The 12,482-nt window shown below is 65.3% G+C and carries 12 protein-coding genes and 1 pseudogene; 11 read left to right on the forward strand and 2 right to left on the reverse strand.

The window, feature by feature from the left end; genetic code table 11:
* Positions 1–317: 317 nt before the first annotated feature.
* Together M2163_RS04515 and M2163_RS04520 are read left to right on the forward strand one after the other, a co-directional pair.
* Positions 318–713 carry a hypothetical protein gene (locus tag M2163_RS04515; RefSeq protein WP_280854378.1) on the forward strand — a complete coding sequence of 132 codons (396 nt, stop codon included), beginning with the start codon at positions 318–320 and terminating at the stop codon, positions 711–713.
* 212 nt (positions 714–925) lie between these two features.
* On the forward strand, positions 926–1,396 hold the full coding sequence (locus M2163_RS04520; RefSeq protein ID WP_280854377.1) for an SMI1/KNR4 family protein: 471 nt from the start codon (positions 926–928) through the stop codon (positions 1,394–1,396).
* A 242-nt stretch (positions 1,397–1,638) separates the two neighbouring features.
* Here M2163_RS04520 and M2163_RS04525 read toward each other — a convergent pair.
* Positions 1,639–2,552, reverse strand: a pseudogene (locus M2163_RS04525) (transposase family protein).
* A gap of 333 nt (positions 2,553–2,885) precedes the next feature.
* On the opposite strand from M2163_RS04525, the gene M2163_RS04530 reads away from it, so the two are divergent.
* From M2163_RS04530 to M2163_RS04545, 4 genes are all read left to right on the forward strand, one after another.
* Positions 2,886–3,062 (forward strand): hypothetical protein, encoded by a 177-nt coding sequence (locus tag M2163_RS04530; protein ID WP_280854376.1) that lies wholly within the window; start codon positions 2,886–2,888, stop codon positions 3,060–3,062.
* A gap of 145 nt (positions 3,063–3,207) precedes the next feature.
* Positions 3,208–3,795 carry an RICIN domain-containing protein gene (locus M2163_RS04535; RefSeq protein WP_280854375.1) on the forward strand — a complete coding sequence of 196 codons (588 nt, stop codon included), beginning with the start codon at positions 3,208–3,210 and terminating at the stop codon, positions 3,793–3,795.
* Positions 3,796–4,117: 322 nt separating this feature from the next.
* Positions 4,118–4,657, forward strand: coding sequence for an RICIN domain-containing protein (locus tag M2163_RS04540; protein WP_280893116.1), 540 nt, complete (start codon positions 4,118–4,120; stop codon positions 4,655–4,657).
* A 322-nt stretch (positions 4,658–4,979) separates the two neighbouring features.
* Positions 4,980–6,182, forward strand: a complete 1,203-nt coding sequence (locus M2163_RS04545) for an acyltransferase (RefSeq protein ID WP_280855113.1) — start codon at positions 4,980–4,982, stop codon at positions 6,180–6,182.
* A 56-nt stretch (positions 6,183–6,238) separates the two neighbouring features.
* Here M2163_RS04545 and M2163_RS04550 read toward each other — a convergent pair whose 3' ends face one another.
* Positions 6,239–6,988 carry a transposase gene (locus tag M2163_RS04550; protein WP_280854373.1) on the reverse strand — a complete coding sequence of 250 codons (750 nt, stop codon included), beginning with the start codon at positions 6,986–6,988 and terminating at the stop codon, positions 6,239–6,241.
* A gap of 749 nt (positions 6,989–7,737) precedes the next feature.
* Here M2163_RS04550 and M2163_RS04555 point away from each other — a divergent pair.
* The 5 genes from M2163_RS04555 (at position 7,738) to M2163_RS04575 (ending at position 12,315) form a co-directional block, all read left to right on the forward strand.
* Positions 7,738–8,292 carry an RICIN domain-containing protein gene (locus tag M2163_RS04555; RefSeq protein WP_280854372.1) on the forward strand — a complete coding sequence of 185 codons (555 nt, stop codon included), beginning with the start codon at positions 7,738–7,740 and terminating at the stop codon, positions 8,290–8,292.
* A 759-nt stretch (positions 8,293–9,051) separates the two neighbouring features.
* Positions 9,052–9,168 carry a WD40 repeat domain-containing protein gene (locus M2163_RS04560; protein ID WP_280854371.1) on the forward strand — a complete coding sequence of 39 codons (117 nt, stop codon included), beginning with the start codon at positions 9,052–9,054 and terminating at the stop codon, positions 9,166–9,168.
* Positions 9,169–9,444: 276 nt separating this feature from the next.
* Positions 9,445–10,218 (forward strand): N-acetyltransferase, encoded by a 774-nt coding sequence (locus tag M2163_RS04565; RefSeq protein ID WP_280854370.1) that lies wholly within the window; start codon positions 9,445–9,447, stop codon positions 10,216–10,218.
* 117 nt (positions 10,219–10,335) lie between these two features.
* Positions 10,336–11,187 (forward strand): IS5 family transposase, encoded by an 852-nt coding sequence (locus tag M2163_RS04570; protein WP_280854369.1) that lies wholly within the window; start codon positions 10,336–10,338, stop codon positions 11,185–11,187.
* Between the two features lie 258 nt (positions 11,188–11,445).
* The gene (locus M2163_RS04575) at positions 11,446–12,315 is read left to right on the forward strand and encodes an IS5 family transposase (protein ID WP_280892845.1); all 870 of its coding nucleotides are present in this window, start codon (positions 11,446–11,448) and stop codon (positions 12,313–12,315) included.
* Positions 12,316–12,482: the final 167 nt, after the last annotated feature.

Below are 12,482 nucleotides of genomic sequence, written 5' to 3' on the forward strand. Positions count from 1 at the left end.
TGTGCAAGAACCGAGTGACGGGTCCAGACATGCGATGTCACCACCATCGCGGTCGGCCGGCCGGCCGCGTGCCCACGCCCCGTAAACGACCTGCGAAACGGGCCCAACCCCGGGGTCGAGCATCGCGGCGTTCGGCGACGCCCAGGGCCACCACACGGTCCCAACGACGCCCACAGCCTCCGACGCAAGCCACTCGGGAGCGTCAGAGGGCGGAGGAGGCCGCACGGTTATGCCTGGACGTCATTGAACATGGTGGCACTGCGGTCATCGCTGAGCGTGCGTCGGCCTACGTCTCGGACGAGACGTGGAAAGCGCTCGTGAAGCACCATCGCCGAAGAGGCTGCGATGACCTCGCCCAGTTGGCTCGCAGCATCCTCAAAGGCAAGGAGCAGTTGCATGAGGTCGTGGGCCGCGCGGCAGGGGGCCTCTTCGGCTTGTTGGGGCGACCCAGGATCGAGCGCGTCTTTGCGCAAGAGTTGGCCCGGAGGATCCCGTTGCCGGTTGATGCGAAGCTTTCCGCAGCTGCGCGGGGCTTGCAGATCGCCGGTATCTACATCTGTATCGTCGGCACCAGGGACCTAGCCGACTGCGCCTGCCTGCGAGACGTACTCAAAGTTGAAGGAAAGGAACGCCTACGGCGTCTGATACAGGGTGCGATGGAGGACTGGCAGGGGCTTCCTCGCAGCATGCGCGATGTAGTAACCGAGTTATGAGAGTTTCGCTGCGGGGAGTGGCATCGCCGCAAAGCTGCCCCTGAGCTTGGGAAGTTTGAGCCCTTTGGCGGCGGCTGCTCCGCTGGCTTGCGGCCGACCTTGAACGGTGCGCAGGCCGCCGCCGACTTTTTCCCCGCTGTTCCCCGTGGCTTTCCGCAGGATCTGGTACACATTCGACACGCCTGACCACTTCGGGCTGAGAGTCTGAACCCGTGACTGATGACGAGGTTGTCGAGGCGTTGCGGACTGTAGCGCGGGCGGAGGTGTTGCCACCGCCTGCAACACCGGAGGCTGTCGCCGCGGCGGAGCAGGTCATCGGGTTCCCGCTGCCTCCTCTCCTGCGGCGCTTGTATGTCGAGGTCGCCAACGGGGGATTCGGCCCGAACGAAGGAATCCTTGGGGTGAGCGGTGCGGCCGCGCAGGGCGACTTTGCAGACATCGCCGAGTTGTACCGGGACGGGCCGGATCCGTCCGGCCGCATCCCGGCCGGCTTGGTGCTGATCTACGACTGGGGCTGCTCCATCTGGTCGCTGGTCGACTTCCGCGATCCTGCGGGCGCCATGTGGTGCAACCATGAAGGCGAGTACTGGCCCCAGGGCGTGAACCTCGCGGAATGGCTGACGGGCACGCAGGTAGGAACCCTGACGGTGGAAAAACTGCTGGAGAGCCAGCCCACTTCGTAGACCAGCTGCCCCACTGCCCTGAGCCGGTACTTCTCTCTCGGGATTGCGGGGCTTGAACCCACGACCTCATCGTCCCGAAGCAACTTGGGTGAGGCACCCTCTTCGGCAGGGGTGTCCGCCACCTGCGCTGATCGTTCGTGCACGTTCGCGGTTGTCCGCTGGTGGCCGTCGGCGTTGTCACGCAGTTACGAGTTGGTGCGTGATAGCGGGTGAGGCGTGTTTGGCCTGGTCGTGGACTGTGTTCAGGTCATGCTGGTGCGGTCGGAGACGAGGCCGGCGATGGCGCGGTAGGTGTCGGGCAGACGGTCGCGGCGGTGGGTCCAGCGCGTCAGTTGTTTCCAGCGTTTGTGGTCGGCGAGGGCGTGTTCGACGGTGATGCGGTCGGAGGAGTGCCCGGCCGGTCGCGTTCCCACTGTTCGACCCTGCTGGGCAGTGCTCCGGGCCGGGGTTTTCTGGGTGGTGTGATGGCCTGCCCGCGGTGGTCGCGGCTCAGGCCGAGGCAACCGTCGTCCAGGAGGACCTCGACGTCGGCGAAGTGCTGGAAGCAGACGGCGATGCCCTCGTTGCGGGCGGCCGTGGCGTCGTGCATACGTCCAGGCCGCAGGGCATCGGTCCATAACGTGCGGCCACACCAGTCCGCGATCACGGTGGCCTTCATCGTGTTCTGCTTCTTCTTGCCGGAGACGAACGCGCGCCGGCCACCACGTCCGGCCAGCGGCCGGCGGACCTGGATCTCGGTGGCGTCCAGGCGCAACTCGATGCCCTCGGCCTGAGCGTAGGCGAACACATCCGGCAGCGTCCGCAGACGCAGGCCAGGGCGGTCGGGGACCGCGCATCCCCGCTCAGCCAGGAGTCGACGTATCTCTCCGATCGCGCTGGTGATGGTGGAGCGGTCGACGCCGAACAGCAGGCCCAGCACCGAGTGCGGCAGGTCGTGCCGCAGATGGATCAGTGTGGCCACCAACCGGTCGGCGAACACCAGCTGATGGCGGGCGCCGGCACCCGCGGCCCGCTTCCGGACTCCACCGCGTGCAGCATGACGGCGGCCCTCGAGGCCGGCCTGCCACGGAGTCGCCAACTCCTCAACCAGGCGGGCTATATGACGCCGAGAGACTCCCGTGAACAGCCGATGCGCCAGCACCGCCCGATCGACCATGATCGCCACAGTCGGATCATGCCACCCGCCAGGCGCGACGCCTCACCCGCTATCACGCACCAACTCGTTAGCAGGTCGCGGCCAGCGGCACAGCTCGGTGGAAGGGATGGTGCCGCGCTGCGCCACGAGCAACGAGCAGTGGCTGCCGAACACCTTTGGCCGGACTGCGATCCGGCGCTCCTGGCAGGGTCACAACTTCGACTTCACCTCCGTTGTCCTCGATGGCGGAGATTTCTCCTGCGCTCTGTTCTCCGGTGGCACGGTCTCCTTCAGCGAGGCTGAGTTCAGCGGCGCAAGGTCGAGTTCTCCGGTGCCGTGTTCTCGGGTGCCACCGTGTCCTTCATCGGGGCAGTGTTCTCCGGCGGCTGGGTCCGCTTCACCCGTGCGGAGTTCGCTACCGGCTGGGTCGGCTTCACCAGCGCCAGCGTCACCTTCAGTCGGGCGGAGTTCATCGGCGGCGCCTGTCTGGCGGAGCCGATCGTGTTGATGGCGTCCGCGAAGATCGCTTAACGCCGAGGTGCGGCAAGCAGACTTCTAAGGATCTCGTCAAGTAAACGCTTTCAGTCAAAGATCCGAACGATCTAGCGAAGCATCATCCTCTGCTGGTTGAGTACTCACAGCAACATCAACCGTACCCAACGTAAGGGGACATTCCATGCGCACCTCACGCACCATGAGGGCACTGGCAGTCGGTCTGATCGGCGCACTGATGGCGGTGGCCGGACCTGCCGTCGCTGACACGCAGTCGCCCCAGAGCGACGGTTGGGGGCAGCCGGTGCCGTTGTCGAAGGTCCTGGACGGCCACCGTCAGATTCAGGCCGCCACCGTCGGGATCGGGAACTTGAAGTCCGGGAAGTTCCTGCAAGCCTTAAGCACGGCCAACGGTGCCAAGGTCGTTCAGCAGCCGGGAAACCAGCTCAACGAACTGCAGAACTGGACGCCCATCAACGACAGTCCGAACACCAGCTTCGAGAACGCGGCCGCGGGCAGAAACCTCGGTATCGATGGCGCCAGCTCAAGCGCTGGCGCCGCGGCCATCATCGCGAACGGGGCCGGCGATGCCAACCAGGACTGGCGCCTCGAACCGGTCTCGGGTTACCCCACCAATTACTTCCGCATGAGGAACATGAAGAGCGGACTGTGTCTCGGCATCTCGGGCGCCAGCACGGCCAACGGCGCGCAGGCCGCCCAGTTCACGTGCGACGGCTCGGCCAACCAGGGCTGGGCACTCTTCAACCACTGACGGGGTTCGAGGGGAGCCGGCTCCGTCCATCAGAGCTTCCTGACAGAAGGGCAAGCCGTCCCTGCCTTCACAGCATGGCAGTTTTGCTGTGACTGGCCAGCCAACGGCGAGTGCCCCTGATCACGCGCCCTCACCTGCCAGTTCCTACCCTGCTCATCTAGCCATGACAGCACCTTTAAGGACTGGTCAAGAGCATTCTGATGGGCCGCTGGCCAATCGCTGGCCAGATGACCGGCGCCGGTGATCCAGCACCGCGATCTACAACTTCAACCAATCACACGAACATCAAGAGAGCGGAATATGAGCACGAGACAGGACTGTCATGACCGGGATTCTGGCCGGAGCACTGCTGGCGTCGGCCAGCCCTGCCTTCGCACACCCGCAGTTGTCACAGACCGACGACCTGGCGTCCTTACCGGTCTCGAGCCTGCGGGCCCCTACTACCGGAGCACTTGTGAACTACAACTCCAGGCTGGTCCTGCAGCCCTCCGGGGGTAGCACTGCCAACGGGGCCAGGATCGTCCAGCAGCCCCTCAACAGGAGCAGCATCCAGCTCTGGACCACAGTCGTGGACGGCAACTACCTCAGCTGGGAGAACGCTGGCTCGGGCAAAAACCTGGGCATCGACGGCGCCAGCACGTCAGCCGGCGCAACGGCCATCCAGGCCAACGGGTCCGGCGACGCCAATCAGGACTGGCTGCTCGTCTACGACGGCTACCCCACGAACATCTTCGCACTGAAGAACAAAAAGAGCGGCCTGTGTCTGGGCATCTCGGGCGCCAGCACGGCTAATGGCGGTCAGGCGGCCCAGTTCCCCTGCGATGGTTCGCAAAATCAAGGATGGGGACAGGTTGCGGTGTGACCAAGTGGTGATCACCAACCCAGCGCGTGTTCCTGGCCGTCATGGGTTCGAGCCGTTCGGCTGATCAACCCACCTGACGGTGCTTGCTGTTGCGAAGCCCCTGGAGCTTGCCGCTCCAGGGGCTTCGCCTCTCACACTGAAAAAGTTCGCGCACAAATGACACGGACGCTCCTCCCGGCAGCGTATGCATGATCATTCCTAAGGCGCTCAGGTGAACACTCGAGAGGTGCCGGACGTGAACATGGGTATGGAGCCTCCCACCCCAACTTCTCCGGCAGAGATGCGATCACCCTCCGTGCCTTCGCAGTTACCCCTGGCTGCAATGCCAGTTCGTACATCACGCCTGGGTTGGCTGGACGCCCTGCGCGGCATCGCGGCACTCGTCGTGGTCTTCGACCACTCCTCGTACTCCTTCATGGCCGAATTCCGGCAGGAGCTCATGCCGGAGTTCAACACCAGCCGGTACGGCATCATGGTGTTCTTCCTTGTGAGCGGCTACATCATCCCCGCCTCCCTTGAACGGCGAGGCAGCATCCGGGCCTTCTGGATCGGGCGTAGCTTCCGCATCTACCCGCTGTGGGCAGCCGTCGCGGTGGCCGTCCTTGCGGCCCATCTGTTCGGTATCGCCGAAATCCGTGACTTCAGTGGGGAGAGCACCGCTGCGGCCGTCATCGCCCACGTCACGTTGTTCCAGGAGCTGCTGGGCACTCCCAACCTTGTCCTTGTCCTGTGGACGCTCTCGTATGAGATGGCCTTCTACCTGCTGGTCGTCGCTCTTTTCTCGGTCCGGCTTCACCAGCGGTCAGCCACCTACGCTGTCACCTTGGCGGCACTGGCCGCCATCAGCGTGGCGGCAGGTGCTGCGCTACCCGTCTCGGCTCTGTCCGGAGCGGTAGGTGTCGGCCCGCTGGTAGGCGTTGCTGCGACCGCCATGGCGGTCGCCATCTGCTGCGCGAGCACTCGTTCTCCCGTCCTCCGAGTGTTCGGGGCCGTGCTGGGAGGCGTCCTGGCGCTTGTACTGGTCACATGCAACGGCACGATCCCCACGTGGGAGGGGCTGGTGATCCTTGCCGTGATGTTCCTCGGCACGGCTGTCTACCGGGCCGAGAGCGGTCAGAGCAGTTGGCGGTATGCGGCCGCCGCCGCGGCTGTGGTGATGGCCTGCGCTGTGGGGAGCGCATATCACTACGGGGGAGGATCCAACTTCACCCGGCGCGGCTGGATCGTGGCATTTTTGATGGCTCTGGCCACGTTCGGCGCCGGCCTCGCGTTCCGCCGCAGGCGGATTCCGCGGTGGCTGATCGGGTTGGGAACGATCAGCTACTCCGTCTACTTGGTGCACCCTGTACTGCTGGCGATTTCCGATGGCACGATCGGCCGCTGGGATCGGGACAACCTCATGTTGGAAATCGCGTTCTATGCCGTCCTGCTTCCCGTGAGCGTGTTGACCTACCGGTGCATCGAAGCCCCAGGCCAGGCGTGGGGCCGGAGACTGGCACGCCGTCTCCAGGCCCCCCGACGATGAAGGTCGGGCCCTGGGCACGGTGACGTCTGATGGCGGCCAGCTCACAATGAGCCTCTTCAGCGTTGCTGCTCCAGGGTGAGGATGGCCTTGGCGATTGACGTCATGCGGTTGGGGCTGCATCGGGATCTGTGGAAGATGCGCCAGGACTTCAGCCTGGCGACGCCGCGTTCGACGGGTGCCCGTGCTGCGGCCAGTGCCCGATTGCGGGTCTTGTCGGTGGAGGTGAGCTCCTGTAGGGGCCTGCGTTTGATGCCGGTGGTCAGCCACAGGCCGGCGCCCTGATAGGCGAGATCAGCCAGGATGGGAACGCCCTGGCGCTCGCAGATTCTGATGATCCGGTGGGTGCGGGCAGCGGTCAGGTCGTGCGTGCGGCCCGGCAGGGCGGGTGAGAGCCACAGCAGCCGGCCGTCGGGGTCGGTGACGACCTGCACGTTCACGCCGTGGCGGCGGTGTTTGTGGGAGTAGTCGGCCCGGCCGTCGCCGACCCGGTCGCATTCGGCGAGGGTGCCGTCGAGCAGGATGAAGTCGGGGTCGTGCTCGCGCAGCGTCTTCAGCAGCCCCGGTGCACGTGCCGCGAGCAGGTCGACGACCGCGCGGGTGTAGGCGTGGGCGGTGGACTCGCTGATCCCGAATCCGGCGGCGATCTTCGCCAGGGTGGTGTGTTCGCGCAGGTACACCAGTGCCACCATCGCGCGCTGGGACGGACGGAGCTTGCAGCGCCGGTCGCCCTCACGGGTGACGATCAGCATGGCCACCCACTCCACGAGTGCATGCGGCAGGTCGAGTGCGGCAGGATGGATGACCAACGAGGCCCCCGAGCAGCGTGATTGAGACGTCAGACATCTCGATCAACAGCCCAGGGGCCTCGCTCGTTGCGCTCACGGCTCATCCCCCGATCGGTGGCCAACTCGAAGAAGCTCAATGATCGAAAGCGTGAGGCCGTCGTGTGGGCCAGGCATCCTCAGTCGCTCCTCAACCGCCTAGTCGATGAGCCCGGCCGTCGTCCGCCATCATGGATCGGCTAGCGATCTTCGCTGCTGGCCTCGCAGTCATCTTGGCTTGATCCAGCACGCTGGCCCTCGCCGTGCTAGCGGACCGCATGCGGAACATACGCCGCGCAAGATCGCTTGTAATTCTTGCCGCGAACACGGGCTGCATGAAACACCGCAGTGACCTCTGATTGCTGGCCCATGTCCCGCAACAGGGAAGGACTCGACCGCTTGTCATACCGTCACCCGGTCGACGCCGGTGGGCCATTGACCTGGGCTTACAGCGACTTCGCCTCATCCGCCTCAACAGACGCATTTGGCGATCGCAGCCAATCTTCAGGCCGACGCAAGGGCGTCCGCTTCCGTCCCCTGCCCGTCCTCACGCGACAGGGCTGGCCGCCGCAGCCAGAGATCTCCGTAACGGTTGATGGGATCTGCCTGCAGCCGAGAAGGAACGCCGACGTCAAGAAAGAGCTTTCAGCCTAACTGATCGAACGATCTAGCAACTGCTCCATGTGTTTGGTTGAGTACTCGCGGCAACATCAACTAGCACGGACGGAGATGTCATGTCTGCGACACAAGTCAAGATCACGCTGGCAGCGGTCCTCACCGGAACACTGATAGCGGCCGGGCCGGCAATCGCTCACGCGCAGTCGGCACAGAACGGTGATCCGACGCCGACCAGCGAGGCCGCAGCAGCCGTTGCGCTCATCAATCTCAAGTCCGGAAAGGTCCTCCAGGCCGCGAGTACGGCCAACGGCGCCAGGGTCGTCCAGCAGACCAGAATCACCGGAACCAGCGACGCGCTCATTCAGCGCTGGTACACCGTCCTGGACGGCGATTACTACACCTCGGAGAACGCCAAGTCAGGATTGAACCTCGGCATCGACGGAGGCAGCGTCTTAGCCGGGGCGGCCGCCATCACGGCAAACGGGTCCAACGACGCAAACCAGGACTGGAAGAGGGATTACAGCGTGTACGACGGCAACTACTTCGCCATGGTCAATCGCAAGAGCGGCCTGTGCCTGGGCATTTCGGGGGCCAGCACCGCCAACGGCGCGCAGGCCGCCCAGTTCGTCTGTGACGGCAGTGCCAATCAGGGCTGGAATACTCTGTCGTGAAGACTTAGTGGCTGTCGCCCATGACGCCCTGTGCCCCAACCGGGTTTGGCTTCCAGGCGCGATCAGCACTGCGGCTCCAGGAATGCATGCGCGACGATGCCTCGGCCCTTCACGGTCCGGGGCATCGCCTGTTCCACGCCGGACCCGGCATGTCGCAGCCGAGGGCAGCTCAAGAACGACGGCGTGCGCAGCTACACCTGGGACGCCCTCAGTGGAGGCTACTTCCGTCCTTCCCTGCCGGCGACAGTTGGCCCGACGCGGTGACCTGAACAAGGGCCGTTGTCCACGCGGTCGTCGCTGGCGGAGACACCCTTGCGGCCGCGACCAGCGACAACGGTGTTGGCCTGTGGAGCATTGCGCAACTTGTCGACACCGAGGATCAGCAGCCCGTGGCCACGTACTCCGAGTACGCCGGTCCCATACGAGGGGTGGTCTTCAGCCGGGTCGGCCGGCGGTTGCCACGGTCGGCAGCGAGGGAACGGCCCAGCTGTGGGACGTCCACGAGCCGTTCTACCCCCGTCTCCTGATCCGCTTCACCGATCACAGGGACGCTGCCACATCGGTCGCCTTCGCACCGGACGGCCGTACGATTGCCACGGCTTCCGACGGCGGCGGGGCCCGCGGTGTGGGAGGCCGCGGCGTACACCCCCGACCGGCACTTGCTGACACTCACACAGGCGTACAACGAGCACGATCTGGACGGCCCGATGCTGCCGGCCGAGCTCTGGGACGCGACACGGCCCACGGCCCCCCAGGTGGTTGTGGTCCCTCGACACCGAGGACGTCTCCACGGCCGCGTTCAGCCGTGACGTACGTCTGCTGGCCACCGGCTCCCGGACGGGAACTATCCGGCTCTGGGACATCACCGCCCGCTAAAGCGGGTGTGTCCCTGCACCCCCACCGGCCTCAGCCGCGGCGTCTCATTCACCTGGTTTTGGGAGGCCACTCGTGGGCCCTACGCGTAGACACGCATGAACAGTCATGAACGGCGCTCAACGAGACAGACGGGATGGGAGGGGCGGGGCGAAGACGGTGTTGGTTCAACTTGCCGATGGTGTCAGTGCCGGCCCCACGCCTTGACCGCGGTTACGCGGCAGCTCGTTGGCGAAAAGCTGTGGTCCCCGGGGGACGCCTCTGGCACGCTGCGGCTGCGTGACAGACATCGACGACCTCACCATCACGACCTGCGCCGAGCGTCCCGAACTGGTCGACCGCGTCTATGAGATCCGGGAGAACTGGCCCGCGTTCATGCTGCACGACGCCGTCGGCAACGCCCTGTTCAACCGCGTTGCAGAGGACTTTCCGGACTACTGCGTCGTGGCCACCGACGGCGACCGTGTCGTCGCCCGTGGACGCAGCGCGCCCTTCAACGCGTCCTTGCCCGGCCGCGAAGAACCCCCTGCCCAGGGCTGGGACCGGGCGATGGTCTGGGCGTTCTCGGATCTCCATCGCAACCAGCCCACGACGACAGCCAGCGCCCTCGACATCACCATCGACACCGACTACCTCGGGCGGGGACTATCCCACCACATGCTCGTCGCACTGCGGGACGCTGTGGGCCGACAGGGGATCAGCACCTTGCTGGCTCCGGTTCGGCCTACCGCCAAGCACCTTCAGCCGTCCCTGCCCATGACCGACTACATCGGGCAACAGCGGGACGATGGCCTGCCCACCGACCCCTGGCTGCGGGTGCACATCAAGACAGGAGCAGTCATCGAAAAGGTCGCCGCGGCCTCCATGACCATCAGCGGATCTCTCGCCGAATGGCGCCAGTGGACTGGGCTCCCCTTCGACCGCGACGGTGACGTCGTGGTACCCGGCGCGCTGGTCCCCGTCCACTGCTCTACCGCGCACGACCATGCCGTCTATGTCGAGCCCAATGTATGGGTCCGCCACAGCATGACACCCGCCCCGAAGCGGGCCTGATCAACACCGTGGGCAGGCCGCGATCACCGTGCGCGCGGTAAGAGGGCATCTGATGTAGGTAGTTGGTGCTCTGGGATGTTTTTGTGACTGGTGCTGTTGGTGGTCGTTGGATCAGGCGTGAGTGCTCGTCGTCCGTACCGTAGTGACGTGTCCGACGCCCGCTGGGCCTTGATCGAACCGGTCTTTACCGCTTGGCGGGCGAGACGGACCGGCCCCGGAACGGCGGCCCGGGTGCATGATCTGCGAGAGATCGTCAACGCGATCCTCTACGTCAACCGCACCGGCATCCCATGGGAGTACCTGCCGCACGACTTCCCTCCCTACAAGACCGTCTACGACTACTACGCGAAGTGGGAAGCCGACGGCACCACCCAGCAAGTACACGACCTGTTACGCGACAAGACTCGCCGATTACACGGCCGCCGCGCGGAGCCCACAGCCGCCGTGGTCGACGCGCAGAGCGTGAAGACCTCGGCAAACGTCGCCGAAAGCAGTCAGGGCATCGACGCCGGCAAGAAGATCAAAGGCCGCAAGAGGCATCTGATTACAGACACGCTCGGCCTGGTGCTGGCCGTCCTGGTCACTGCCGCGAACGTGCACGACACGACCGGCGGCAAGCTCCTCCTTGAGGACCTGGCCGCGGCCCATCCCAGCGTCACCAAGGTCTGGGCCGACGGTGGTTACCAGAACAGCATCTTCAACCACGGCGCCGGCCTGGGCATCGACGTTGAGGTGGTGCAGCGGCCCCGGGCCAAGGGGTTCGAGCCGCTGCCGAAACGGTGGGTCATCGAGCGGACCTTCGGCTGGCTGATGCAGCATCGCCGCCTGGCCCGGGACTACGAAGCCCTCCCGCAGAGATCTCGGACGATGATCCACTGGGTCATGGCTAACAAAATGTCCCGCGAATTGACCGGAGAATCCACACCAACCTGGCGAATCGAAACAGACATCCCACTCACATCAGCGTGAACACTGATCAGATGCCCTCTAAGAGGTCGTTTTCATCTGCCTCGAACAGGTATGGGGCGATTCTCGGGGTGCGGGGTGGCGGTGCGGAAGGGGCTGTGGGTGTGGTCGGGTCCTGTGGGCCCTGCGGGGTGACGGGCGGGGCGGGATGCGACTCGTTCCTGTCTCATCCCAGGATGCCCCCGTCTTCGTGGCCGTGTGCTTCGGGCGCCGTTGCTTCGCGCCTGGCAACCCCCCGATCCGCGGCGATACGCCGGAAGCATGCCGTCGCGACGTCCGTATCCGAGTGATCTGTCCGATGCCCGCTGGGAGTTGATCGAGCCGGTGCTCTCGGCCTGGCGCTTCGAGCGCCGCGGCCGGGCTCTGGACTTCGGCCGGCCACCCGAGCACGACCTGCGCGACATCATGGACGCGATCTTGTATGTGGACCGCACCGGGATCCAGTGGCGCTATCTCCCGCACGACTTCCCGCACTGGAACACGGTCTATGGCTACTTCGCCAAGTGGCAGCAGGAAGGTGTGTTCGCCCATCTCAACGGCCTGCTCAGGCAACTGTTACGGGAGAAGGAAGGACGGAACAGCGAGCCGTCGGCCTGCGTGATCGACGCCCAGAGCGTCAAGACCTCCACCAGCGTTCATGTCTCCAGCCAGGGCATCGACGCCGGGAAAAAGATCGTGGGCAGGAAGCGGAACATCGTCACCGACACCCTCGGTCTCCTGCTGGCCGTGCTGGTCACCGCGGCGAGCGTGCAGGACTCCGTCGCCGGGACCTGGCTCCTGGACCAGGTCGCCGCCGACCACCCTGGCATCCGCAAAGTGTGGGTGGACGGCGGCTACCGCCAGCACCTCGTGGAGCACGCCGCCGCCCTCGGCATCGACATGGAAATCACCGCGCGCGCACCTGGGACCAGGGGCTTCACCCCGATCCCGAAGCGCTGGAGCGTCGAGCGGACCTACGGCTGGCTCATGCTCCACCGCCGTCTCGCCCGCGACTACGAGACCCTGACCGTCCGTTCCGAAGCCATGATCCACCTCGCCATGACCGATCTCATGGCCCGCCGCCTCACCAGCGAGAACACCATCTCCTGGCGCGATCCGACACGGCACACCAAACGGCAGATTCCGGGATGAAACAACGGGAGAAAACGACCTCTAAGGCGAGGGAGACGGCTGTTCCAGGCGTCGCACGTCCGTTGTTACTGGCGTCGGCGCTTCAGGGTGATGGTGGTGGGAGGCCGAGGGAGAGGCTGGTTCCCGTGAGGAATCCGTTGAGGAGGTCGCGGCCCACGCGGGCTTGG

This window comes from Streptomyces sp. SAI-135 (assembly GCF_029893805.1).
Lineage (GTDB): Bacteria > Actinomycetota > Actinomycetes > Streptomycetales > Streptomycetaceae > Streptomyces.